This window comes from Klebsiella sp. GL120222-02 (assembly GCF_003097195.1).
Lineage (GTDB): Bacteria > Pseudomonadota > Gammaproteobacteria > Enterobacterales > Enterobacteriaceae > Klebsiella > Klebsiella variicola.
On record NZ_QEQO01000004.1, the window covers coordinates 26948 to 50956 of the forward strand.

Here is a 24009-nt window from a genome sequence, read left to right on the forward strand (position 1 = left end):
AAGCATCAAACTGGCGCGCAGTTTTGCTATGCTGTATGGGTATACAGTGTTGAGTCTGACGATGCGTAAAATTATCCATGTCGATATGGACTGTTTCTTTGCAGCGGTGGAGATGCGCGACAACCCGGCGTTGCGTGATATCCCCCTCGCGATAGGCGGCAGTCGGGTACAGCGTGGCGTGATTAGTACCGCGAACTATCCTGCGCGTAAGTTTGGTGTGCGCAGCGCCATGCCGACGGCAACGGCGCTCAAGCTGTGCCCGCATCTCACGCTGCTTCCCGGCCGCTTCGATGCCTACAAAGAAGCCTCGAATCATATCCGCGAAATTTTCTCCCGCTATACCTCGCGCATTGAGCCGCTGTCGCTGGATGAAGCCTACCTTGACGTCAGCGACAGCGTGCATTGTCACGGGTCGGCCACTCTGATAGCTCAGGAGATCCGCCAGACCATCGAACGGGAGCTGCACCTCACCGCCTCGGCGGGCGTGGCGCCGGTGAAGTTTCTCGCTAAAATCGCTTCCGATATGAATAAACCCAACGGCCAGTTCGTTATCGCTCCCCATCAGGTGGCAGAGTTTGTGCGGGCGCTGCCGCTGGCGAAAATACCCGGTGTCGGAAAGGTGTCGGCGGCGAAGCTGGAAAATATGGGCCTGCGTACCTGTGGCGATGTGCAGAACAGCGATCTGGCCATGCTGCTCAAGCGCTTCGGTAAATTCGGTCGTATTCTGTGGGAGCGCAGCCACGGGATTGATGAGCGGGAAATCCATAACGATCGGCAACGTAAATCGGTGGGCGTGGAGCGGACGTTAGCGGAAGATATCCACGAATGGTCAGCGTGCGAAGCGATTATCGAAAATCTCTATCCCGAACTGGAGCGGCGGCTGGCGAAGGTCAAACCGGACCTGTTGATCGCCCGCCAGGGGATTAAACTGAAATTCAATGACTTCCAGCTGACCACTCAGGAGCACGTCTGGCCGCGGCTGAACAAAGAGGATCTGATTGCCACCGCCCACAAAGCCTGGGATGAGCGCCGCGGCGGACGGGGCGTGCGTCTGGTTGGGCTCCATGTGACGCTGCTCGATCCGCAGCTGGAAAGGCAGCTTTTATTAGGGATTTAACCATGCATATTCGTGCTTACCGCGACAGCGATTTGCCATTGCTCTGCCAGATCTTTCTGCGCGCGGTGCAGGAAACGGCGAGCCGGGACTATACCCCGGCGCAGATTGCGGCCTGGGCACAGGTGGATGAGACGCGCTGGCGACAAAAGCTGGCTGACTCAGTCGGGCGGGTAGCCGTGGTTAACAATCAACCGGTTGGCTTTATCACCGCCATCGGGACGCATATCGATTTGCTCTTTGTCTCGCCGGATCACGCCCGGCAGGGTATCGGCGGCGCGCTTATCGAGGCGCTCTGCGCTCAGTATCCTGCGCAAATCCTGACGGTGGACGCCAGCATTACCGCAAAGCCCTGTTTTACGGCCCATGGATTTAAAGTGGTGGCGGAGCAGCGGGTGGCGGCCCGTGGGGAGTGGTTTATTAACTACCGGATGGAAAAACGCGTGGCGCTAAGGTGATGCGGGGGAAAACCGGCGGCAGACTGCCGCCGGTGGTGGGGCTTATTTAGCCGGAATGGCTTTCAGCAGCTCGGTCAGCAGCGTCCAGTACTGGCCGACGCTCTCGATATGTACCTGCTCATCCGGGGAGTGCGGACCGGTAATGGTTGGCCCGATGGAGACCATGTCCATCTCCGGATACGGTTTTTTGAACAGACCGCATTCCAGACCGGCGTGGATGATCTGGATGTTCGGCGTCTTGTTGAACAGACGCTGGTAAGTCTCGCGCACCAGGTGCATTACCGGCGAGTTGGCGTCCGGCTGCCAGCCAGGGTAAGCGCCTTTGGCTTCGGTTTTCGCCCCCGCCAGTTTACCCAGAGAATCCAGCATGCTGACCACGTAGTCTTTGCCGCTGTCGATCAGCGAGCGGATCAGGCAGTGGATCTGCACGTTGTCATCGGTCATGGTGACGACGCCGACGTTCAGCGAAGTTTCCACTACGCCTTTCGCCACGTCAGAGTTGCGGATAACCCCGTTCGGCGTGGCGTTCAGCAGGCGGATGAAACCGTCGCGGGAAGCCTGCGTCAGCGCTGCTTTGTCGTTATCAACCGCTTCCAGGAGCACTACCAGGTTCTTCTCTTTGGCCTCCAGCTCGTTTTTCAGCAGCGCCTGGTAAGTATTCACCAGCGCTTTCAGCGCATCGGCTTTATCCGCGGCGACGGCGACGGTCGCGTATGCTTCGCGCGGGATGGCGTTGCGCAACGTACCGCCGTTGAAATCGACCAGACGCAAATCCAGCTCATCGGCGTGGCCGGCGAGGAAGCGCGACAGCAGCTTGTTGGCGTTACCCAGACCCAGGTGAATGTCACCGCCGGAGTGGCCGCCTTTCAGCCCTTTTAAGGTTACTTTAAAGCTTTGGAACCCGGCCGGAATCGCTTCGCGAGTCAGCGCCAGGTTAGAGGTGAAATCGATCCCGCCGGCGCAACCCATGTAGATTTCGCCTTCTTCTTCGGAGTCGGTATTGATCAGGATATCCGCCTGCAGCCAGTTGGCCTGCAGACCGAACGCGCCGTCCATACCGGCCTCTTCGGTCATGGTCAGTAGCACTTCCAGCGGGCCGTGAGCGACGCTGTCGTCGGCCAGCACGGCCAGTGCGGACGCCATCCCGATGCCGTTATCCGCGCCCAGCGTGGTGCCGCGCGCTTTCACCCATTCGCCGTCAATGTACGGCTGGATCGGATCTTTGGCGAAGTCGTGGACGGTATCGTTGTTTTTCTGCGGCACCATATCGAGGTGCGCCTGCAGCGCTACCGGCTTGCGGTTTTCCATACCGGCAGTCGCGCCTTTACGAATCAGAATGTTGCCAACCTGGTCACGTTCCGCGTGTAAGCCTTTTTCTTTTGCCCAACCCATAATGTGCTCGGCGAGCTGTTCTTCGTGATAGGACGGGTGCGGGATGGAGCAAATCTTGGCAAAAATATCCCAAAGCGGCTGCGGGGATAGTTGAGACAGTTCAGACACGGTAAGTCTCCTTACAGACTCCTGCATACAGCGGTTGCAGGACGAGGGTTAGCGTTAAAATACACAACAAGCCCGGGCTTGCGCGATGGGGTTGAGAATACCACTTTCCACCGCCGCAGGTAGTGTAAACAACGCAAAAAGCGTTGCGCAAACCGCTTAACACTGGTTTTTAGTGCGTCAGATCTCTATAATCTCGCGCAACCATTTTCCCCCTCGAACATTATTTAAGCCGTATTACACAGGCTGGGACACTTCACATGAGCGAAAAATACGTCGTCACCTGGGACATGTTGCAGATTCACGCCCGCAAACTGGCCAGCCGTCTGCTGCCGGTTGAGCAATGGAAAGGCATTATTGCCGTCAGCCGCGGTGGACTGGTACCGGGAGCCTTACTGGCGCGTGAACTGGGCATTCGTCATGTTGATACCGTATGCATCTCCAGCTACGACCATGATAACCAGCGCGAGCTGAAAGTGCTGAAACGCGCGGAAGGCGATGGCGAAGGCTTTATCGTTATCGACGATCTGGTGGATACCGGCGGTACCGCCGTGGCGATCCGCGAAATGTATCCAAAAGCACACTTTGTCACCATTTTCGCCAAGCCGGCAGGCCGCCCGCTGGTGGACGATTACGTTGTGGATATTCCGCAGGACACCTGGATTGAACAGCCGTGGGATATGGGCGTGGTGTTTGTACCGCCTATCGCAGGTCGTTAATTCTTCAGGACAGTGCTATTTACCACGCCCGGCTTGCCGGGCGTGGTTTTTTTTATCCTTTAGCAGGTTACAATAACAGGAGTGGCACTACGACGGAGGCTGCACATGTCACAGGCTAACCTCAGCGAAACGCTGTTTAAACCCCGCTTCAAACATCCCGAAACCTCTACGCTGGTGCGTCGGTTTTCCGCCGGAAAACCGCAGGCGATGCAGTCGGCGCTGAGCGGCAATCACGTCGATCACTGGTACCGTCTGATCAACCGTTTGATGTGGATCTGGCGCGGCGTGACCCCGCAGGAGATCCTCGATGTGCAAGCGCGCATTGTGATGAGCGAGGCCGAACGAACGGATCCAGAACTGTTCGATACCGTTATCGGCTATCGCGGCGGCAACTGGATCTTTGAGTGGGCGAAAGAGGCCATGCAGTGGCAGCAAAAGGCCGGGCAGGAAGCCGATCCTTTGCTGAGCGGCCGCCACTGGTTGCATGCATCGAACCTGTATAGCATTGCCGCTTATCCGCATATTAAAGGCGATGAGCTGGCCGAACAGGCGCAGGCTTTAGCCAACCGGGCGTATGAAGAGGCCGCCCAGCGGCTGCCGGGCTCGCTGCGCGAACTGGAGTTCACCATCCCTGGCGGTTCGCCAATAACCGGCTTTTTGCATATGCCAAAAGGCGATGGGCCGTTTCCGACGGTGCTGATGTGCGGGGGCCTGGACTCGCTGCAGACGGATTATTACAACCTGTATGAGAACTACTTCTCACCGCTCGGTATTGCCATGCTGACGATCGATATGCCTTCCATCGGCTTCTCGTCAAAATGGACGCTGAATCAGGACACCAGCCTGCTGCACCAGCACGCGCTGCGCCATCTGGAAAATGTACCGTGGGTCGATCATACCCGGGTCGCGGCCTTTGGCTTCCGCTTTGGCGCCAATATCGCGGTCCGTCTGGGTTACCTGGAGCCGCAGCGGCTGAAGGCTGTGGCGTGTCTGGGCCCGGTCGTTCATGGTCTGCTGGTGGATCCCCTGCATCAGGGGCGCGTGCCGGAGATGTATCTTGACGTGCTGGCCTCGCGGCTGGGCATGCATGACGCGTCCGATGAAGCGCTGCGCGTGGAGCTCAACCGCTACTCGTTAAAAACACAGGGACTGCTGGGGCGCCGTTGCCCGACGCCGATGCTTTCCGGCTTCTGGAAGGACGATCCGTTCAGCCCCGAAGAAGAGTCGCGGTTAATCACTTCGTCATCTGCCGATGGCAAACTGCTGGAGATCCCGTTTAACCCGGTGTATCGCAATTTTGATCACGCATTGCGACAGATCGCCCGCTGGATCAATCATAGATTTGGTTAATTTATTGCTAAATTCTATTGGTTTGGTAAAACAGTTGCATCACTAAAGGAGATCGCAATGACGTTACCGAGTGGACACCTGAAAAGTAAGTTGATCAAGAAATTCACGGCGCTAGGGCCTTACATTCGCGAAGAGCAGTGCCATGACAACCGTTTCTTTTTCGATTGCCTGGCAGTTTGCGTCAATGTTAAGCCCGCACCGGAGAAGCGTGAATTCTGGGGCTGGTGGATGGAAATGGAAGCACAAGAGTCACGTTTCACCTATAGCTACCAGTTTGGCCTGTTCAATAAAGAAGGTTCATGGCAGGCGGTCGACATTGACGACCCGGAAGTGAGCGAGAGACTGGAAAAAACGCTACGCGAGTTCCACGAGCGCGCGGCAGCACTGCTGACCACCTTTAATCTGAAGCTGGAACCGGCCGACGATTTCAGCGAACCGGTTCGCCTGCGGGCCTGATTGATCTACGGATACGATTTCTCCACGCCCGTGCGGCGTGGAGGAGCGTGCCGCCATACCCGTAATTTCAACCCCACCATCTGACTCACCCTGCCTGCGGCGACAGCTTGCCAGCCATCGCCTGTTGAATAATCGGGATAGGGGTCAGTAAGTGCTCGCGCATCAGCGCGCTGGCTCGTTCGGCATCGCGCGCCAGAATGGCGTCCAGCAGGGTCTGGTGTTGAACATGTTTGTCTTCCAGCATCTCCACCGACAGCACGGTGGTGCGCAGCCAGATGAAACGGTAGCGCGCCGCCAGATCGAACAGCCTTTCGCGCATCTGCAGCAGATACTGGGAGCCGCAGCCGGCGACGATGGCGGTGTGAAACGCCTGATGGCGCTGGTCCCATTCATCGAGTAAGCGCTCACTGGCGTCACAGGACTCCAGCTTGTTGAGCAGATGGGCGCGGGCCAGCAGCTCGGCTTCCCACTCGTCGCCGCCGCGTTCGATGGCGAGGCGCACCAGCATGGCTTCCATATTGGCGCGCGCGTCGAAGATATCGAGAAGCTCCTGCTCCGACATGGGCGCCACCCGATAGCCTTTCTGATTAACCACCGTCACCAGCCTTTCCGCCACCAGCTGCGAGAGCGCCTCCCGCAGCGGCCCGACACCGAGCTCATAGCGCGACGTCAGCAGGCTCATTCGCAGCTTCTCATCGGGTTGGTAGACCCCGCGGATGATGTCGTTTTTCAGCCAACGGTACCCGTCAATGGCCGTCGCCTGGGGAATGGCGGTCATGTTCTTACTCCTGAATACTCTTCCCGGCGGGCGCCGGGAACAGGGTTAACGCGTATTTTGCAGCGGCAGTTTTTGCCACAATACCAGCTTTTTCCAGCGCGACATAATCGGGACTGTACAAATAATTCCCAATGCTAACAGGCCGGTAGAGATCACCTCCAGCTGCTGCGCCGGACGGAACAGCATCACCACCAGCACGAAGGTGATAAAGGCGATCACCAGCCAGGTCAGGTACGGATAGAGCCACATTCTCAGACGGATCTCGCCGCCTTGCGCCTGAAGGATTTTGCGCATCCGCAGTTGTGAAACGGCGATCACCAGATAGACCAGCAGGGCGATGGCGCCAGAGCTGTCGATGAGGAATTTAAACACCTTCGCGGGCGCATAGTAGTTCACCACCACGGTGAGGAACGCCGCGCCGGTGGAGAGCAGCACCGCCACGTACGGAGTTTTGCTGCGGTTGGTCCGGCCCATGATGGCCGGCGCATCGCCGCGACGGCTCAGGGAGTAGAGCATCCGCGAGGCGGTATACAGCGCCGAGTTCAGACAGCTGGTGACCGACAGGAGGATCACGCTGTCCATAATCAGCTTCGCGTAGGGAATATGCAGCAGCTCGAGCACCGAGCGGTAGGAACCGATGCTCTTCAGCCCCGGCATATTCCATGGGATGAGGGCGACGACGATAAAGATCGAGCACAGATAAAAAATAGAGATACGCCAGATCACCGAGTTGGTGGCGCGGACGATGTGTTTATCCGGCGTGTCCGATTCGGCGGCGGCAATGGTGACGATCTCCGCGCCCATAAAGGAGAACATGGTGATCAGCATCGCGCTCAGCACCGCGCCGAAGCCGTTCGGCATAAAGCCGCCGTGGTCCCACAGCCGCGAAATGCCGCTGACCTCGGCATAGGGATAAAAACCGGTAATGGCGACCGCGCCCAGTACGATAAACGCCAGAATAGCGATCACTTTGCACAGCGCCAGCCAGAACTCGAATTCACCGTAGTTCTTGACGCTCAGCAGGTTACTGCCGGTGAGGGCGAGAGTGATGACCAGGGAGAACAACCACACAGGGACGCCCGGCACCCACGAATGCAGAATAATCGCCGCGATATTGGCTTCCAGCGGAATAACCAGTACCCAGAACCACCAGTACAGCCAGCCGATGGTATACCCCGCCCAGCGGCCGATGGCTTTGTCGGCGTAGGTGGAAAAGGAGCCAGTATCCGGCGTGGCGACGGCCATTTCGGCCAGCATACGCATAATCATCACCACCAGCAGCCCGGCAAACAGATAGGCCAGCAGCACCGCCGGGCCCGCTTCGGCAATGGCGACGCTGGAGCCGACAAATAAACTCGCGCCGATCACCCCGGCGATAGATAACATCGTGACGTGGCGCGACTTCAGTCCCGCCCCTAAATCCTGTGATTGCGACAGTTGCCCCATCATTTACCCTCTCGAAGTGTGTCACCTGGGAGAGCGCCCCGACATTCCCGCGCCGGGGCACGCGTATTATTGTTGTTTTGCAGGTCTCGTCTTCATTCCCTTACGAACGTACTTCGCTTCCGCATGTGTTCTGTTCTATGCCTGTTTCTCTATGCCTGTTTCGCCTCGGTAAAGCAGTCGGCGATGATCTTGAGACCCTGCTCGATCTGCGCCTCTTCAATGGTCAGCGGCACCAGGATGCGCAGCACGTTGTAGTACGGCCCGCAGGAGAGCAGGATCAGGCCTTTGTCGCGGGCGCGGGCGACGATATCCGCCGTCAGCCTGGCGTTAGGCTTGCTGCGGTCGCCCTCTTCAAACAGCTCAATGGCGATCATCGCCCCCAGGCCGCGAACGTCACCGATCTCCGGATGATCTTCTGCAATCGCCAGCAGGCCCTGGCGCAGGGTGTCGCCAAGCTGGTTGGCTTTTTCCAGCAGGTTCTCCTGCTCGAAAATCTGTAATACCGCCAGGGCGGCGGCGCAGGCGATGGGGTTGCCAGCGTAGGTGCCGCCGAGTCCGCCGGGGGCGATGGCATCCATCACCTCCGCCCGCCCGGTGACGCCCGCCAGCGGGAAACCGCCGGCGATGGATTTGGCGAAGGTGGTGATATCTGCCGCCACGCCCATCTGCTCCATGGCGAACAGCGTGCCGGTACGGCCCGCGCCGCTCTGGACCTCATCGGCGATGAGCATAATGCCGTGTTCGTCGCACAGGGCGCGCAGGCGCTGCATAAAAGCCGGGGAAGCGGCATAAAACCCGCCTTCACCCTGCACCGGCTCAATAATGATGGCGGCGATATCTTCCGGCGCGGCGTCATTTTTGAAGATGCGATGGATGCTGGCGATCGCCTCGTCATCACTGACGCCGTGCAGCGCGCACGGGTAGAGGGCGCGATAGACGTGGCCCGGCATTAACCCCATACCGGCGGAGTACGGGTTCACTTTTCCGGTCAGCGACAGGGTATAATGGGTACGGCCGTGATAAGCGCCGGTGAAGGCGATGGCGCCGCTGCGCCCGGTTGCCGCGCGGGCGATTTTCACCGCGTTCTCCACCGCTTCCGACCCGGTGGTGACCAGCAGGGTTTTCTTGGCGAAATCACCGGGCACCTTCTGGTTCATCTTTTCGCACAGCGCCAGGTAAGGCTCGTAGGCCAGTACCTGAAAGCAGGTATGCGACAGCTTTTTCAGCTGGTCTTCGACGGCGGCGACAACCTGCGGATGCAGATGGCCGGTATTGAGCACCGCGATACCGCCGGCAAAATCGAGATATTCCCGGCCTTCGACGTCCCACACCCGGCAGTTCTCCGCGCGTTCGGCGAAGATAGGGTGGATCTGGCCGACGCCGCGCGGGACCGCATCGCTGCGACGCGCCATCATTGCTTTATTGCTGTTCATCCATCGCTCCTGTTAAAGGCCAATACACATGTATTTGATTTCTAAATAATCTTCGATACCGTACTTCGACCCTTCGCGGCCAAGGCCGGAGGCCTTGACGCCGCCGAACGGGGCGACTTCGGTGGAGATAATGCCGGTGTTGATGCCGATGATGCCGTACTCCAGCGCTTCGCCGACGCGGAAGACGCGGCTCAGATCGCGGGCGTAGAAATAGGCGGCGAGGCCGAACTCGGTATCGTTGGCCTGGGCAATGACGTCGGCTTCATCCTTAAAGCGGAACAGCGGCGCCAGCGGGCCGAAGGTCTCCTCTTTCGCCACTTTGGCGCTGTCGGGAACGTTGACCAGGATGGTCGGCTGGAAGAAGTTGCCGCCCAGGGCGTGCGGTTTGCCGCCGGTGACGACTTTCGCGCCTTTGGCGATGGCGTCGGCAATATGTTCTTCAACTTTGGCGACGGCTTTCTCGTCGATCAGCGGGCCGGTGGTGACGCCATCCTGCAGGCCGTCGCCGATGCGCAGTTTTTCCACCGCCTGCTGCAGTTTTTCAGCGAAACGGTCATACACCCCGTCCTGGACGTACAGTCGGTTGGCGCAGACGCAGGTCTGCCCGGCGTTGCGGAACTTCGACGCCAGCGCCCCCTCGACGGCTTTATCGAGGTCGGCATCATCAAAGACGATAAACGGCGCGTTGCCGCCCAGCTCCAGGGAGACTTTTTTGATGTCTTTCGCGCACTGCTCCATCAGCTGGCGGCCAATCTCGGTCGAGCCGGTAAAGGAGAGCTTGCGCACCAGCGGGTTGCTGGTCAGTTCGCCGCCGACGGCCCCGGCGGAACCGGTGACCACGTTGAACACCCCGGCGGGGATCCCGGCGCGATTGGCCAGTTCGGCCAGCGCCAGCGCTGAAAACGGCGTCTGGCTGGCCGGTTTCAGGACCATGGTGCAGCCGGCGGCCAGCGCCGGGCCCGCTTTGCGGGTGATCATCGCCGCCGGGAAGTTCCACGGGGTGATGGCGGCGGTAACGCCGATGGGCTGCTTAATCACCAGCAGGCGCTTGTCGGCCTGATGGCCGGGAATGGTATCGCCGTAAATGCGCTTACCTTCTTCGGCGAACCACTCAATAAAGGAGGCGGCGTAGCTGATTTCGCCTTTGGCTTCCGCCAGCGGTTTTCCCTGCTCAAGGGTCATCAGGCGGGCGAGATCGTCCTGATTCTCCATCATAAGATCGAACCAGCGGCGCAGAATATTCGCCCGCTCTTTGGCGGTCAGGGCACGCCAGGCGGGAAGGGCGCGATTGGCGGCTTCAATTGCTTCGCGGGTTTCGTCGGCGCCCATTTTCGGCACACTGCCGAGCTGCTCGCCGTTGGCCGGGTTGGTCACCGCAATCACATCGCCGTTGGGCGCATCGCGCCACTGACCATCGATCAGCGCCTGCTGGCGAAACAGTGTCATATCGTTGAGTTGCATAATCGCTTCCTGTCTTAAGGGGGTTAACGGGTAAAAGCGGCGTGTAGTGTCTCCACGCTACGTGCCGCACGCAGCGTGCGTCCGGGATTGCTCTGGCTTTCCAGCAGGGTCTGCACCTTGCTGACGATGTGCGCGCCGATCGGGATAGCGGAGGTGGCCGCCGGCGATGGCGCATTGCAGGTATGTATCGAACGCGCGGTGGTGACGAAGAGAAAATCGTCGATCAGTTTGCCCTGCTGCGATACCGCCTGCGCCCGCACGCCGGCGGGCCACGGGCGTAAATCGCTCAGCGTCAGGCTCGGGCAGTATTTCTGCACCAGCCGCAGATAGCCGCTTCTGCACAGCGAATTCTTCATTTCGCCCAGTCCGGCGCGCAGGTTGTTTTGCAGTACCCGGCGGATGCCGGGCGAGGTGAGGATCTCCAGGGTATCGGCCAGCGAGATATCGCGCTTGCGGTAGCCTTCGCGCTTCAGAGCCAGCACGGCGTTGGGGCCGACGGTGACGCTGCCGTCGATCATGCGGGTCAGGTGGACGCCGAGGAACGGCATCGCCGGATCGGGGATCGGATAGATCAGATGGTTGACGATCTGGTTGTGCTGCGGCGCCAGCTGGAAATACTCGCCGCGGAACGGACAGATGATAAACCCGGGATCGACGCCGAGCATTTTTACCAGCCGATCGGCCATCAAGCCCGAACAGGCGATCAGCGTGGAGGCCTCATATTCGGCGCCCTGGCGGGTGCGGATCACCACGCCGCTGGCATGTTCTTTCAGGGCGCTGACTTCGGCGTCGTAGACGATCGTTCCGCCTTTTGATTCGAAGATCTTCGCCATTGCCGCCGCCACGTCGCGGTAGCTGACGATGCCGCTGGAAGGGACGAAGATCCCGCCGAGCCCGGTAATGTTCGGTTCGCGCTCGCGTAGCTCCCCGGCGCTTAGCCACTCGCGCTGCAGGCCGTTGGCGGCGGTACGATCCCACAGGGCGCGCATCCGCTCCATCTCCAGCGGCGAGGTGGCGACCAGCATTTTGCCGCAGACGTCATAGCGGATGCCGTTCTGCTCGCAAAAGGCCTTGGTGGCGCGGTTGCCGGCGAGGCAAAACTGCGCCTTGAGGCTGCCGGGGGTGTAATACACCCCGGCGTGGATCACGCCGCTGTTGTGGCCAGTCTGATGGCAGGCCGGACCGGTCTCTTTTTCCAGTAGCGCAATGCGGGCGTCCGGGTAAATCTCAATTAACTGCATGGCGGTCGACATGCCGATGATGCCGCCGCCGATAATCACGAAATCATACATCCGCTCAATTCCTTCGCCTGAGAACTCTTATTGATGAGTCTGGTAATGATTCGTGGAATACGCAAAGTAGCCGCGCTGGCGCATCAGTTCGCGGCGCAGGTCCGGGTGCGGCGTAAACCGGTCGCGGCCGTGCAGCCAGAACAGGTTGTTAATCAGCAGGAATTTGCCCACCGGCACCGGTATGGAAAGGATGTTTTTGCTGGTTTCCAGCGCGTCGGAAAGGCGGCTCAGCCAGGTGCCTTCTTCGAAATCTTTCGGCTGGACGAACTGGTCGATATAGCGCATGACCGGGCGGCCCAGCGAATCGACGTCGAACACCGGATGGAAGACATCCTTGCTGACGTTTTTGCTCGGCGGCGCGGCCCAGCGCATTGGGCGGCGAGCCAGCGGGTCGCGGAAAAATTCGTCGAGATGCTCCCAGTCGTCGAGATGCAGCAGCAGGGAATTACCGCCCTGCATGTTCTGCTCGTCGATCTTCATCATTAACACGTAGTCGGTTTGCTCTTCGACGTAGGTGCCGTCGTTGTGCAGCTCCATCACCCGGTGTGGCTGGCGCAGGTAGCTGTCTGAGTTATCTACATTTTTCACCACAAAGCGAGCGTAATACTGACCGCTCATGGCGTCGAAGTTGGAACGGCCAATCAGGTGGGCGACGGCGGTGGCCAGCTTGACCATCTCCTCGGCCTGGCTGACGTTATCGATCCCTTCGCCGTTGATCAGCAGCGCGCCTTCCGCACGATCGAGCAATGTTTTGATCAGCAACGGCTGCAGCTGATTGCCGCACAGATCGTCGAGGATCTTGCCGACCTGGAAGCGTAAGAAAGATTTGTATTCCAGCGCCTGCACCGGCCACTGCGCGACCTGCTGCAGGAAATGCGTGGTTGTTTCGGCGGAAAAGGTGAGCTCCAGCAGGCGCGGCGACTGTGCGGAAGGGGCAATGGAAAAGCCCGGATATGGCTGGGCTAACGGCGCGGGTGTCGGTTTTACTGCGGTCAGGGCGTTCATCAGGATCGTTCCTCGCTGTAAGGTCAGGGTGATGTTCATTTCGTAGCCATAAATTAAAAATATCTACATTTTTATAAAATGCGTACGAAATGGCCTTTTTGTTTCTATTTTGTGATCTGACAACAATTATTTAACAATGCAGGAGGGAGATAAGGTGGTGGTTAACCTTGAGGAACAGAGCGGGTGGCGGAAAGCGCAAAATGCGGGGAAGGCTGAGGGGAAATCGTAATACCGGTCACAGTTTTTAATCTGCGCCATACCCTTATGAACTGAGGGTGTTAGTATTCAGCGCGTTAATACCTTTCAATGCTTACCGAGGCTTCGATGCTGGAGAATGTCATTATCAGATAATCAGTTCCCCGACCTGCCCAGGCCGGACTGATTATCGCTGCGCTTAAACCTTACGCACACACCTGCGGGTGTAGGCATGTTTTCGCACATGATAATGAACAGGTTTCAGTATGAATTTATCCCGTCAGGAACAACGGACCTTACACGTTCTCGCCAAAGGTGGCCGTATTGCGCACGTCCGCGATACCTCCGGCCGCATTACCGCCGTCGAATGCTACACCCGGGAAGGGCTGTTGCTGAACGACTGCACCCTCGCGGTCTTCAAAAAGCTCAAAACCAAAAAGCTGATTAAGTCGGTGAACGGCCAGCCGTACCGGATCAACACCACTGGTTTGAATAACGTTCGCGCGCAGGCGGACAACCGCTGATACAGCGACCCGGGCAGGGTCGCTGCCCGGGCGTATGGCTCTCAAGGAGAAACACCCATGATCGATATCCCTCGCATTTTTACTATCAGTGAAAGCGAACACCGTATTCATAACCCTTTTACCCCGGAAAAGTACGCCACCCTGGGACGGGCGCTGCGGATGGCGCCGGGCACCGCTATTCTTGACCTTGGCAGCGGCTCCGGCGAGATGCTCTGTAGCTGGGCGCGCGATCATCAGATCGTCGGCACCGGCGTGGACATGAGCCTGCTGTTCAGCCAGCAGGCGACCGCCCGTGCAGAAGCGCTCGGGGTAAGCGACCGGGTAACCTTTGTGCATCAGGATGCCAGCGGATACGTCGCCAGCCAGCCGTGCGATATTGCCGCCTGCGTGGGGGCCACGTGGATCGGCGGCGGGGTGGCCGGCACGATTGCGCTGCTGAAGCAGAGCCTGCGGCCCGGCGGCATGCTGCTGATCGGCGAGCCATGGTGGCGTAAACGTCCGGCCACGGCGGAAGAGGCGGTTGCCTGCGGCGCGCAGACTCCCGATGACTTCCTGACGCTGCCGGCGCTGGTCGCCCACTTTGGTGAACTGGGCTATGACGTGGTGGAGATGGTGCTGGCCGACCAGGAGGGCTGGGATCGTTATGAAGCGGCGAAATGGCTGACGATGCGCCGCTGGCTGGAGGCCAATCCGCACGATGACTTCGCGCCGGAGGTTCGCCAGCAGTTGACCACCGCGCCGCTGCACCATGTCACCTGGACCCGGGAATATCTCGGCTGGGGCGTGTTTGTCCTTATGGCGCGTTAACCGGTATGTCGGTAGCGTCAGGAGGCGCTACCGACCATCTTCAGACCTTCAGCTCGTCGTAGCTGACCATGACGTGCTGGCGAAAGGCGGGCCGTTCGGTTAGCCGTGCATAGTAAGCCGCCAGATGGGGGAGGGAATGACGGGTGATGTCGATGGCAAAGTAGCGGTACAGCACATGGCCAAACTGGATGTCGGCCAGGGTGAACGTATCGCCCACCAGATAGCGACTACCGGCGAGACGCGTCTCGGCAATCGCCAGCTTTTGCTCCAGAGCCTTCACCGCCGCGGCGATGGCCTGCGGATCCCGCTCGGCGGCAGGCGTGCGCACCACGCGCCAGAACACCGGCGCCGTAAGCCGAGGGCGATATTCTGCTTTGACCACTCGGCCCAGCGATCAACCTCAGTGCGAGCCAGCAGGTCGCCCGGCCAGAAGGCGTCATCGGCGTAGCGACTGGCTAAATAGCGAAGGATCGCGCCCGTTTCCCACAGCGGCGGATTATCGCCATCCTGCAGCACTGGCACCGTGCGATTGGGATTGAGCTGATAAAACGCCTCGCTGTCGGTACCACCATAGCGATGCCCCACGTCGAACCGGAGATAGTCCAGCCCAAGCTCGCCAACACACCACATCAGCGCCTGCACGTTAGAGGAGGTTTTTCGGCCCCAGATGGTCAGCATTGAGATCTCCAGAGAACAGGGAAAGAAGGAGCATAGCAGGTTGGGTTGAAAACGTTAGGGGGTTGGGGGAAGGGGATAGTTTTGGTCAAACGTTCCGTGAACGCCTTACTCCCCGACGAAAGATCCCCTCACCTTTAAACAATTTCTTATTCTGCACTTTTGACCGCGTCGGGTATTTACAGGCTATCACTCTGGTGAAACTATAATCAGCCTAACTATCACTGAGGTAACAGGGGCCTTGTTATGGATAACTGGCTGGCGCTGTTTGACGGGCAGCCGCGCTATCTTCTGGAAATTAACGACAGCGCGGTGAAACCAGATGTACTGAACTTCACCGGCCGGGAAGCGCTCAGCGAACCGTTTAGCTGGGATATCGAATTCACCACCCCGCAGGCCCGTATCACCCCGGAACAGATACTGCTGAAATACGCCACCCTGCGCATGCGCAGCGGCAAAGCGGTGCACGGCATCATCACTCACCTGAAATGGCTCTCCACCACTGCCGACCAGTCTCACTATCAGGTGGTGCTGAGTGCACGCCTGGCGCTGCTGCAGCGCACCCGCCAGTGCCGCGTGTTCCAGAACCTGTCGGTTCCTGAGGTGGTTGAGCAGGTGCTGCGCGGCCACGGGCTGGAAGGTCCCGATTTTGATTTCCGCCTGGAGCGCACCTATCCGCCACGTGAGCTGATGACCCAGTGGCGGGAAACCGACTTGCAGTTCATTCAGCGTATTCTCTCTGAAGTGGGGATTTACTGGCGCACGGAGATGGACGACGAGCGCGGTCTGGATGTGTATATTTTTGCCGACAGCCAGCTGAACTACCGGTTTGACGTGCGCCTGCCGTACTGCGAACCCTCGGGACTGTATGACGGTGCAGAGGAGTCGGTGTGGGGCGTGCGCACCCGTTATCAGGTGGTGCCGGGCAGGGTCAGCACCCGGGACTACAACTACCGCACCGCCACGACGCCGATGGATACCTCCGTCTCCGTGCGAAGTGAGGCGGCAACCGCCGGGGAGCACTACCGCTATGCAGAGCCGTACCGGGAGGCGGGAGACGACACCACCCCGGAGCCGAAAACTGAATCCGGTGCGTTTTATGCGCGTATCCATCATGAGCGCGAGCTGAACGCATGGGCCCGCGTCAGTCTTGAGAGTAACGCCGCCGGCCTGACGCCGGGCCAGGTGCTGGAGCCGCAGGGGAATGTCATCCGGGCGCTACAGGAAGGCGTCATCATTACAACGGTGAACTACCATGCCGCCCGTGACACCCGCCTGCACGTTACTGTCGAAGGCATGCCCTACAGCGAACGTTACTGTTACCGTCCTGCTGAAGTTCCGCGCCCGGAAATCCACGGCACGCTGCCTGCCCGCATCGAGAGCCGGGAGAAGGACGATATTTACGCGCACCTGGATGACCAGGGCCGCTACCGGGTGAAGCTGGACTTTGACCGGGAAACGACAGAGCCGGGATTTGCGTACCTGTGGCTGCGGATGGCGAAGCCGTATGCAGGCGAAACATATGGCTGGCATACCCCACTCACTGACGGCACCGAAGTGGCGATTGCCTGCAGCAACGGGGATATCGACCTGCCGTACATCGCTTATGCCCTGCATGACTCTGAACACCCTGACCCCGTCACCCGCGACAACCACACCCGCAATGTGCTGCGCACTCCGGCGAACAACAAGCTGCGGATGGAGGACCGGCGCGGCGAAGAGCACATCAAACTCGCCACAGAGTACGGCAGAACCCAGCTGAACACCGGACATCTGGTGGACACCCAGGAGCAGCCCCGCGGTACCGGTGCCGAATTGCGCACCGATGAATATGGCGTCATCCGTGCCGGGAAAGGACTGTTTGTCAGCGCCGATACACAACCAAAAGCAGAAGGTGACGTGCTGGATATGCACGCCGCGCTGAAAGAAATCGAACAGCTAACTCAGCAACTGCAACAGCTGGAGATTGCGGCGGAGCAGGCGCAGGCACTGAAGGCGGATATCGACAGCCAGATACGGATGTTTGAGCAGCGGCTGAAGCCGCTGAACGAAGCCCTCCTGTTCTCCGCGCCGGAGGGGATGGTGCTGACCAGCGGGGAGCACCTGCAACTGACGGCCACGAAAAACGTCGCCATTAATGCCGGAGGCGATATCAGCGCCGGTGTGATGGGCAATATGACGGCGCTGGCCGGAGAGAAACTGGGGGTGTTCGCGCGGACAGGACAACTGAGCCTGAAGGGCTCGGAAGGACCGGTGGAGGTGCAGGCGCAGAACGGAAATATGCGGTTGTTTGCGGAGAAAAAGCTGACCCTGAACTCGGAGAGCGACATCACGTTTGCCGGAAAGAAACGCATTACATTAATCGGCGGCGGGAGTTACCTGCGGCTGGAGGCCGGGAAAATCGAGTATGGCACGACGGCGACGTATCTGCGCCGGGTGAAAAGGTCGATGGCGGCGGGGGCGGCGGCGATGCCGCCGGAAATGCCCTGGCTTGCCGACCCGGTTAAACACTCTGCCGATGCGCTGATGCAGTATTTGTATCACGACGATGCCCCGGTAGTAGGAGCCTCCTTCATAGCAACCCTGGCTGATGGCACCGTCAGGAAAGGTAACCTTGACGGTGCGGGATATCTGCACCTGAAAGACGTTCCGCCAGGAGGGATTCAGGTGGCGTTCGGGCCGGATACCCGGAATTATTTACGAAAAAATAAGACCGATAATCAGTCGTTTGTCGGGCCATCTCTCAGCGAGGCAGATATTGACTCACTGATAGCGAAGCACAGCGGAGGTGTGGAATTAGCGGGATAAGTATTGCCTGGTTTAAGGAAACCAGCCTGGAAACCGGGCAGTGGATCTGGGGCACGCTTCAGGGGGCGTTTAATGAAAAGCAGACGATCGGACAGATCATTGTCGATGCGGTGATCGGCATGATCCCTCTGGTTGGTGATGTGACGGCAGTACGCGATCTGATTGCTGTTTCGATAGGGATGGCAAAAGAACCGAAGAAACGGGAAAGCGTTACTGAATGGGTATTTCTGGTGATCCTGCTGTTTGCGCTGATCCCGGTGATTGGCGGCGTGATAAAAGGGGTCGGACGTCTGGCCCTGCGCGTGACAACAAAAGCGGCAGAAAATGTGGAAACACTTGGGGATGTGATTAAGTTTCTGAACCGTGTCGGCGAAGGCGATGCGGTGAAGTGGCTGAATAAACTGAATGTTGTTGAGTATCAGGCGCAGTTGATTGAGAAGATGAGTGATTTTTGCAACACGATGATCACGGCAATTAATCAGATTCTGAAAGCCCGGGTCGGACGGATGCTGCCGGAGAAATGGCAGGCGGAGTTACTCCGGGTACGAGATGGTTTTGCCGCCCTGCAATCACTGGCGTCGAGAATGATCCCGCAGGCGCTGAAAGAGCTGGATGCGAAGCTACGGGTTTTGCAGGCGCTGGTGTATAAGGGTGAGATACATACGATAGCGACGGGGACAGGACGCGCTGAAGTCCGGCGTGAAGCTGAGGCATACCTTATCGAACGTCCGCTGCGGGAAGCGCCAAAGCAGGGTACGCGTTTTCCGAGTATTCATGCGGAGGTACTTCATGAAGACAGACTACGGCGAAAATACTCTAAGGAGGGATATCCGGATTTATTTTCCAGGAAACCAGAGAAAAGCCCAGCATTTGGCAACAGTCTAGTGTATGCCAACATCGCTTCTTTCAGCGGTGAAATTACCGCCAAAAATGCCCGCGAGATGGCAGGCAGCACGATTTTTCGTGCTTTTGGTAATCCAACTGATTTAGCTCCCAATGGTTCGTGGGCCGCAGGAGGATTCTGGGGCTACCAGAAAGTGCCTGGGAAGGCGGAGGAATGGCGTCAGCTTTCAGCGGTACTGGATGAGTGGAACGGTAACGGTTTTCTGGTGGTATTGCATCTACCGGAAGACCTGGCAACCCGCATGCCGGGTACCAATGCCTGGCATGGCAAGATTGCCGAACAGTTCGGTCAAAAGAGACCTGACCAGTATCTACAGGGTGGCGGCGAGCAGGTAATTATTAATCTGGATGAAGAGCTGAAAAAAGCGCTGAACCGTGTTGGTGAGCAGGTAAAAGCCAGCGGACAGGCTGCCAGTGTTGAAATTAACGGCGTGAAGGCCGAATTTTATCCGACTCACTGGAAAGATGTTGAGGGCACTTTTGGTTATACAAGACCTGAGGGAATTGAACCGCCCTATGCAACCACGACTCGGGAGCTACATGATGATGAACTGCGCAGCAAAGTGATAGACCGGACGATGATTAATGCAGCCCGCCTTGAACACCAGACTACGACAGGGAGTGAGCAATGATTACCATTGAGAAAACGAAATATCCGATGACTGATGAGCAGGTGCGTCGCAGATTATTCTGGCTGTTGCAGCGGCTAAGCAGCTATACGTTGTGGCAGAGAAAACGGGATGCCTGGGCTTATTTTACGCAAGAATATGAAAACGTCCTGAAAACCTGGCCGGAAGAGATAACTAAAGGGTTCGATCCGGAGGCCACAATCTGGGCATATGATGCCCTACGACTTTACGATGAAGGACTGCCTCAACTGGCTATCGGGAACCGGCAGGTATGGCAAATTAAAACCGGGGAGTTTTTCCAGCTCGATCGGCCCGTCGATTTAGTACAGAAGTTTTTTTATCCTCGTTGCCATGAACGCTGGACCCAAGTGGAGGCATATCCCCCTGCGGTTGAAAAAATTAATAAATTACGTATTACAGCTGAATATTGGGGTGATAATTTACTTTATCCTCCACATAACAATGTCTGTAATCTTTTTGATGCAGCATACTTACTCGATCCAAAAAATTATCAGTGGGAATTCTCAACTTACCCTTACCCTGTCTTTCCTAAAAATCTCCCTCCTGTTCCAGAACGCAGCGATATTATTATCAAAACCGATGACCCGGTACCCTGCGACGGTATCTGGGAGCCGGTAAGAATTCAGTATAATCATAAGCTACTGGTGATAAGAACCGATATTAGTGGGTTTAAAAACCTCGGACCGTATAACTATTTCATCCGTGGCATGAATGCCCCCCGCCAGGATTATTATGATGTATTAATTGAAAGTGATAAAGAAATGGTCATTCCTGATGACCCCATTCGTTACCGGGATGTTCACTGGCGTCTGGTCTGGGAAGATTCCCGCTACTGTGACGGTATTATCCCCGATGAATCAGAATACTTTCTGGATGATGCGCCAGGCAAACGCATTACCTGCGCAAGCGGGGAGCGTTGTCCTCACTCAGGTCACTGGTCGACCATAGCCGGAGGGCATCAGCAGTTTATTGATATTAAGGCCGGGCAGGTGATGCCGGAAGCGACGAAATACCAGAGCGATATATATGCACCTGAAATACGAATTCCGGCTGTGTGGAATCTTTTAAATCGGGAAGACGGAGGCAGTGTATATATAAATCCAGGGGATAATTAAATAACTGGCTTTGGATAAAGACAACTGGCTGGCGCTGTTTGACGGGCAGCCGCGTTATTCTCTGGAGATAAAAGACAGTGCGGTAAAACCCGATGTGCTGAATTTCACCGGCCGGGAAGCGCTCAGCGAGCCGTTCAACTGGGACATTGAATTCACCACGCCGCAGGCCGGTATCGCCCCGGAGCAGGTGCTCCGGAGCCAGACCGGGTGTGGTGCGGAGATATTACGTATATCCAGGCAGGAAATCGCTGGTGCTATCTGGCGGTTGTTATGGATCTTTTTGCCCGCAGGGTTATCGACTGGAGTCTGTCAGCGAATGCCGATACCGCACTGATAAGCGATGCGCTGCGGATGGCCTATGAGACGCGTGGTCAACCACATGGTGTCATGTTCCATAGCAATCAGGGAAGTCAGTATACAGGCCTGAAATATCAACAACTTCTCTGGCGTTACAGAATAAAACAAAGCGTCAGCCGACGGGGAAACTGCTGGGATAACAGCCCTATGGAACGCTTCTTCCGCAGCCTGAAAACAGAGTGGGTGCCGGCGGAAGGCTATGCGGGCAAGGACGAGGCCCGACAGCAAATTAATGGTTACATATTGAACTACTACAACAGCGTCAGACCTCACCATTATAACGGTGGGTTGACGCCGGAAGAGTCTGAGAACAGGTACCATTTTTACTGTAAAACCGTGGCCAATATTACTTGACCACTACAGAACAGCGTAATGGATTTCAGAGACAAGCTGTGCGAACTGGAAGCAACGCTGCCTTCTGTTTCATGGATAGTATCTTCGTCAACGCTTGCCGAACTGGCTGCTCACTTCAGGAAAAACATGAACATTGGGCTGCCGGATGGTCGGGCTGCTTTGCTGCGTTTTCATGACCCGCGCGTTCAGGTTCGTCTGGGAACGATGCTGGACAACCTGCAACACCGGGAACTGACAGGTTTAATACGGGAATGGCTGACAACGGTGGACGGAAAAGTCTGGTCACTTAAGCAAAGGACATTTATATGCTGAAGCTGTCTGAAAAACAGTGTGCCAGTGTGGACAAAATGGAAGATGACGATTTTGTCCGGGACACCGCGCAAAAACTGAAGAAGAAATTCCCTGCGATTAACGAACCAGATGACACGTTCCATGTTCGCCTGGGAAAAGCACTGGATTATGCCAATACGCTCCCGTTGAAAGAAAAAAAAGTGAGGAGTGACTTTTTGCTGCTCGAGGCATTCTGGCCCGGTTTTTACCTGCAGTCCGAGGTGGATAAATGGCTGAGAATCCCAAACGGCTATGCAGTTGATCAGCGGGTGAAAGACTATATGCATGTGATGATAAACAGGGAAAGGAGAGGACTCTGATGGTTATGATCCCGCCAGTACTGGCAGGCGGAACGGGTACTGCAGCTGCCGGAAGTGTTGGTGCCGCGGGTAGTGCGACTGGAACATCAACTTTTCCCGGGGCAGAAAGTCATGGGGGCTGGGAAGCTGATGATATTTTTTATGTTCCGGGAGGCGGACACTCCGGAAGCCAGGGCGGCTTTGATTATCAGGGAAAACCTTATGACCCGATTCTGAATGAGCCGATGAATGTCAGTGCGGAGACGCACGGTGATTACTGGGAAGATGATATGGATTATTCAGAAACAGTAAGTTATGAGGGCATCAACACCAGAACCGGAGCACAGGCGAAGACGGATGAAAAGACCTGTGAGAACTGTCCGCCTCGCGAACTTATCACCCAATGGCGGGAAACGGACCTGGCGTTCCTTCAGCGCATACTGTCCGAAGTGGGGATTTACTGGCGCACGGAGATGGACGGCGAGCGCGGTCTGGATGTGTATATGAGAGCGACATCACGTTTGCCGGAAAGAAACGCATTACATTAATCGGCGGCGGGAGTTACCTGCGGCTGGAGGCCGGGAAAATCGAGTACGGCACGACGGCGACGTATCTGCGCCGGGTGAAAAAGACGATGGCTGCGGGGGCAAGCACTCAGCCACTTGACTCATTGAAGCAGATGAAAATGATAACCCCATACTTCGATAGAAAACTTCATTTTTCCTCTGATATCAACTTTAGGGTTGAAACAGTTGAAGGAGCAATATTACTTTCCGGTTCAGGTACGAGTGGTTATATCACCAAGAGTGATAGTGAATCTGAGTACTGGGTTTTTATAAGTTGAGTGATGTTTTAATGAAAAAAATAAATATTGAAATCGATGGTAAACCCTATCTAGTCGTTACAAAAGATGGAAAGACAGAATTAGGTATAAAAGGTAACACTACTCCTGAAAAAGACGAAGAAGCCCATGAGGTCGATGTACCTAAAATTTTAATTATCACAAGAAAAAATGCAGATGTTTTGTTCGTTTTGAGAGGGGATGAAAAGGATTCTTTTAAAATTATGACGGCTCAAAAATTGTATGATGAATTTAGATATCAATGGTTTGAACCATTAGCTGACAACTACCGTGAGTTGCTTTATGTAAACGAGGCGGACTATGCTAAACAGGCCTACAAAATATTATCTTGGGCTGACATAGCAAAATTTTCACTGGTGGATAGACCATCTTATAGCTTTTACAAAAATATGGAAGGTGACTGGAAACAAAATCCAAAAGGTGGAGCAGGTTATCTTTTAGTCTTGATCTCTGGCATACCTTACTGGACCGATGCCGTAGGTCAGATTCCCTTTGCTGTCGATACATACCGTAGTAAACAGAGCATAACTAAGACAGTACAGACCGGAATTGAATGGGGTACTGGGACGCTAACTGGGAATGTGGATTACTCTAATGAATACGATAATTATTTTGTTTTGAGAGGGGCTTTGTTTGCAAGTAAAAGTTTTACATATAAATCCAAATCTTCTGGGCAAACATATCCTGCCATCGTTGTAGAAGAGACTTATCATCCAGTAAATCCACTGGTTCTTGGAGAAGCAATTAATAATAATGAGTTGATGCAATATGGTATCTGGAAAAAATAAAAACATTATCATAAATACAGCAATAGCATTTCTGGGCTGTTTTTTCGTCCTTTTGGTACATAAATTGGGATACGAATGGTATATGGCTCATTTTAACCCGAGAAGCAGAGGGGTTACACTAGGTTTTGTAATGTTATATATGAGATTTATTGTTATCCCTGTGGTGTTTCTCTCTGCTTTCATAAAGGTAAAATACTCTTTATTGACTATTTGTGTGGTTATTATCTATATGACCTTTTCATGGTATGGTACAAATCCACTTCGAGTTATTTTGATGTTTTTCTCGTGCTCGATTGGATATGCCGTAGTGGTCATTTGTGGTGTTATGAAAGA

Annotated in this window: 20 protein-coding genes and 5 pseudogenes; 17 read left to right on the plus strand and 8 right to left on the minus strand. The window is 56.2% G+C overall.

What is annotated here, in order from left to right; translation table 11 throughout:
- Window positions 1-61: 61 nt before the first annotated feature.
- The gene (dinB, locus tag N438_RS13990; protein ID WP_008805269.1) at window positions 62-1117 is read left to right on the plus strand and encodes a DNA polymerase IV; all 1056 of its coding nucleotides are present in this window, start codon (window positions 62-64) and stop codon (window positions 1115-1117) included.
- A gap of 2 nt (window positions 1118-1119) precedes the next feature.
- Window positions 1120-1572, plus strand: a complete 453-nt coding sequence (locus N438_RS13995) for a GNAT family N-acetyltransferase (RefSeq protein WP_012542788.1) — start codon at window positions 1120-1122, stop codon at window positions 1570-1572.
- Between the two features lie 42 nt (window positions 1573-1614).
- On the opposite strand, the gene pepD is transcribed toward N438_RS13995, so the two are convergent.
- The gene (pepD, locus tag N438_RS14000) at window positions 1615-3072 is read right to left on the minus strand and encodes a cytosol nonspecific dipeptidase (protein ID WP_012968882.1); all 1458 of its coding nucleotides are present in this window, start codon (window positions 3070-3072) and stop codon (window positions 1615-1617) included.
- Window positions 3073-3329: 257 nt separating this feature from the next.
- Between pepD and gpt the strand changes: the two genes are divergently transcribed.
- The 3 genes from gpt (at window position 3330) to crl (ending at window position 5594) form a co-directional block, all read left to right on the plus strand.
- Window positions 3330-3788, plus strand: coding sequence for a xanthine phosphoribosyltransferase (gene gpt, locus N438_RS14005; protein WP_002889733.1), 459 nt, complete (start codon window positions 3330-3332; stop codon window positions 3786-3788).
- 105 nt (window positions 3789-3893) lie between these two features.
- Window positions 3894-5138: an esterase FrsA gene (gene frsA, locus N438_RS14010; RefSeq protein ID WP_012542786.1), complete on the plus strand. Its 1245-nt coding sequence runs from the start codon at window positions 3894-3896 to the stop codon at window positions 5136-5138.
- 57 nt (window positions 5139-5195) lie between these two features.
- Window positions 5196-5594, plus strand: a complete 399-nt coding sequence (crl, locus tag N438_RS14015) for a sigma factor-binding protein Crl (RefSeq protein WP_004178681.1) — start codon at window positions 5196-5198, stop codon at window positions 5592-5594.
- A gap of 85 nt (window positions 5595-5679) precedes the next feature.
- On the opposite strand, the gene csiR is transcribed toward crl, so the two are convergent.
- The 6 genes from csiR to glaH form a co-directional block, all read right to left on the minus strand.
- Window positions 5680-6372 carry a DNA-binding transcriptional regulator CsiR gene (csiR, locus tag N438_RS14020; protein ID WP_008805273.1) on the minus strand — a complete coding sequence of 231 codons (693 nt, stop codon included), beginning with the start codon at window positions 6370-6372 and terminating at the stop codon, window positions 5680-5682.
- Between the two features lie 45 nt (window positions 6373-6417).
- Window positions 6418-7818: a GABA permease gene (gene gabP, locus N438_RS14025; RefSeq protein WP_012968880.1), complete on the minus strand. Its 1401-nt coding sequence runs from the start codon at window positions 7816-7818 to the stop codon at window positions 6418-6420.
- Window positions 7819-7967: 149 nt separating this feature from the next.
- Window positions 7968-9251 (minus strand): 4-aminobutyrate--2-oxoglutarate transaminase, encoded by a 1284-nt coding sequence (gene gabT, locus N438_RS14030; protein ID WP_008805274.1) that lies wholly within the window; start codon window positions 9249-9251, stop codon window positions 7968-7970.
- Between the two features lie 12 nt (window positions 9252-9263).
- Window positions 9264-10712: an NADP-dependent succinate-semialdehyde dehydrogenase gene (gene gabD / locus N438_RS14035; RefSeq protein ID WP_002889845.1), complete on the minus strand. Its 1449-nt coding sequence runs from the start codon at window positions 10710-10712 to the stop codon at window positions 9264-9266.
- A 23-nt stretch (window positions 10713-10735) separates the two neighbouring features.
- Window positions 10736-12004 carry an L-2-hydroxyglutarate oxidase gene (gene lhgO, locus N438_RS14040; RefSeq protein WP_023339623.1) on the minus strand — a complete coding sequence of 423 codons (1269 nt, stop codon included), beginning with the start codon at window positions 12002-12004 and terminating at the stop codon, window positions 10736-10738.
- Between the two features lie 27 nt (window positions 12005-12031).
- Window positions 12032-13009, minus strand: a complete 978-nt coding sequence (gene glaH, locus N438_RS14045; protein WP_116696370.1) for a glutarate dioxygenase GlaH — start codon at window positions 13007-13009, stop codon at window positions 12032-12034.
- Between the two features lie 461 nt (window positions 13010-13470).
- Between glaH and N438_RS14050 the strand changes: the two genes are divergently transcribed.
- Entirely contained in the window at window positions 13471-13728 is a 258-nt protein-coding gene (locus N438_RS14050) for a YjhX family toxin (protein ID WP_008805277.1), read from the plus strand.
- Window positions 13729-13785: 57 nt separating this feature from the next.
- Window positions 13786-14535 carry a class I SAM-dependent methyltransferase gene (locus N438_RS14055; protein ID WP_022065067.1) on the plus strand — a complete coding sequence of 250 codons (750 nt, stop codon included), beginning with the start codon at window positions 13786-13788 and terminating at the stop codon, window positions 14533-14535.
- 40 nt (window positions 14536-14575) lie between these two features.
- On the opposite strand, the pseudogene N438_RS14060 reads toward N438_RS14055, so the two are convergent.
- Window positions 14576-15213: pseudogene (locus N438_RS14060) on the minus strand (glutathione S-transferase family protein).
- Between the two features lie 243 nt (window positions 15214-15456).
- Here N438_RS14060 and vgrG point away from each other — a divergent pair.
- The 10 genes and pseudogenes from vgrG to N438_RS14105 all read left to right on the plus strand — a co-directional run bounded on the left by vgrG (window position 15457) and on the right by N438_RS14105 (window position 23676).
- The gene (gene vgrG / locus N438_RS14065; RefSeq protein WP_080783178.1) at window positions 15457-18018 is read left to right on the plus strand and encodes a type VI secretion system Vgr family protein; all 2562 of its coding nucleotides are present in this window, start codon (window positions 15457-15459) and stop codon (window positions 18016-18018) included.
- A gap of 119 nt (window positions 18019-18137) precedes the next feature.
- On the plus strand, window positions 18138-19553 hold the full coding sequence (locus N438_RS14070; protein ID WP_227515345.1) for a hypothetical protein: 1416 nt from the start codon (window positions 18138-18140) through the stop codon (window positions 19551-19553).
- Window positions 19550-20686 (plus strand): Imm72 family immunity protein, encoded by a 1137-nt coding sequence (locus N438_RS14075; protein ID WP_116696341.1) that lies wholly within the window; start codon window positions 19550-19552, stop codon window positions 20684-20686. The genes N438_RS14070 and N438_RS14075 overlap by 4 nt, the downstream gene beginning before the upstream one ends.
- 10 nt (window positions 20687-20696) lie before the next feature.
- Window positions 20697-20960: pseudogene (locus N438_RS14080) on the plus strand (type VI secretion system tip protein VgrG); the annotation flags it as partial.
- Window positions 20882-21397: pseudogene (locus N438_RS14085) on the plus strand (IS3 family transposase); the annotation flags it as partial. The pseudogenes N438_RS14080 and N438_RS14085, both read left to right, overlap by 79 nt.
- Before the next feature lie 18 nt (window positions 21398-21415).
- Window positions 21416-21709: a DUF4123 domain-containing protein gene (locus N438_RS14090; RefSeq protein WP_080783181.1), complete on the plus strand. Its 294-nt coding sequence runs from the start codon at window positions 21416-21418 to the stop codon at window positions 21707-21709.
- On the plus strand, window positions 21703-22047 hold the full coding sequence (locus N438_RS14095; RefSeq protein ID WP_116696342.1) for a hypothetical protein: 345 nt from the start codon (window positions 21703-21705) through the stop codon (window positions 22045-22047). The genes N438_RS14090 and N438_RS14095 overlap by 7 nt, the downstream gene beginning before the upstream one ends.
- Before the next feature lie 359 nt (window positions 22048-22406).
- Window positions 22407-22523: pseudogene (locus tag N438_RS14100) on the plus strand (contractile injection system protein, VgrG/Pvc8 family); the annotation flags it as partial.
- A gap of 11 nt (window positions 22524-22534) precedes the next feature.
- Window positions 22535-22870: pseudogene (locus tag N438_RS28775) on the plus strand (hypothetical protein); the annotation flags it as partial.
- A gap of 11 nt (window positions 22871-22881) precedes the next feature.
- A complete protein-coding gene (locus N438_RS14105) occupies window positions 22882-23676 on the plus strand; it encodes a hypothetical protein (RefSeq protein ID WP_116696343.1) in 795 nt (264 codons plus the stop codon).
- Window positions 23677-24009 lie beyond the last annotated feature (333 nt).

Excerpts from the sequence above, each read along its gene's own strand:
- dinB (WP_008805269.1), top strand. The coding sequence starts at position 62 with ATGCGTAAAATTATCCATGTCGATATGGACTGTTTCTTTGCAGCGGTG.
- N438_RS13995 (WP_012542788.1), top strand. The coding sequence starts at position 1,120 with ATGCATATTCGTGCTTACCGCGACAGCGATTTGCCATTGCTCTGCCAG.
- gpt (WP_002889733.1), top strand. The coding sequence starts at position 3,330 with ATGAGCGAAAAATACGTCGTCACCTGGGACATGTTGCAGATTCACGCC.
- frsA (WP_012542786.1), top strand. The coding sequence starts at position 3,894 with ATGTCACAGGCTAACCTCAGCGAAACGCTGTTTAAACCCCGCTTCAAA.
- crl (WP_004178681.1), top strand. The coding sequence starts at position 5,196 with ATGACGTTACCGAGTGGACACCTGAAAAGTAAGTTGATCAAGAAATTC.
- csiR (WP_008805273.1), bottom strand. The coding sequence starts at position 6,372 with ATGACCGCCATTCCCCAGGCGACGGCCATTGACGGGTACCGTTGGCTG.
- gabP (WP_012968880.1), bottom strand. The coding sequence starts at position 7,818 with ATGGGGCAACTGTCGCAATCACAGGATTTAGGGGCGGGACTGAAGTCG.
- gabT (WP_008805274.1), bottom strand. The coding sequence starts at position 9,251 with ATGAACAGCAATAAAGCAATGATGGCGCGTCGCAGCGATGCGGTCCCG.
- gabD (WP_002889845.1), bottom strand. The coding sequence starts at position 10,712 with ATGCAACTCAACGATATGACACTGTTTCGCCAGCAGGCGCTGATCGAT.
- lhgO (WP_023339623.1), bottom strand. The coding sequence starts at position 12,004 with ATGTATGATTTCGTGATTATCGGCGGCGGCATCATCGGCATGTCGACC.
- glaH (WP_116696370.1), bottom strand. The coding sequence starts at position 13,009 with ATGAACGCCCTGACCGCAGTAAAACCGACACCCGCGCCGTTAGCCCAG.
- N438_RS14050 (WP_008805277.1), top strand. The coding sequence starts at position 13,471 with ATGAATTTATCCCGTCAGGAACAACGGACCTTACACGTTCTCGCCAAA.
- N438_RS14055 (WP_022065067.1), top strand. The coding sequence starts at position 13,786 with ATGATCGATATCCCTCGCATTTTTACTATCAGTGAAAGCGAACACCGT.
- vgrG (WP_080783178.1), top strand. The coding sequence starts at position 15,457 with ATGGATAACTGGCTGGCGCTGTTTGACGGGCAGCCGCGCTATCTTCTG.
- N438_RS14070 (WP_227515345.1), top strand. The coding sequence starts at position 18,138 with ATGATCCCTCTGGTTGGTGATGTGACGGCAGTACGCGATCTGATTGCT.
- N438_RS14075 (WP_116696341.1), top strand. The coding sequence starts at position 19,550 with ATGATTACCATTGAGAAAACGAAATATCCGATGACTGATGAGCAGGTG.
- N438_RS14090 (WP_080783181.1), top strand. The coding sequence starts at position 21,416 with ATGGATTTCAGAGACAAGCTGTGCGAACTGGAAGCAACGCTGCCTTCT.
- N438_RS14095 (WP_116696342.1), top strand. The coding sequence starts at position 21,703 with ATGCTGAAGCTGTCTGAAAAACAGTGTGCCAGTGTGGACAAAATGGAA.
- N438_RS14105 (WP_116696343.1), top strand. The coding sequence starts at position 22,882 with ATGAAAAAAATAAATATTGAAATCGATGGTAAACCCTATCTAGTCGTT.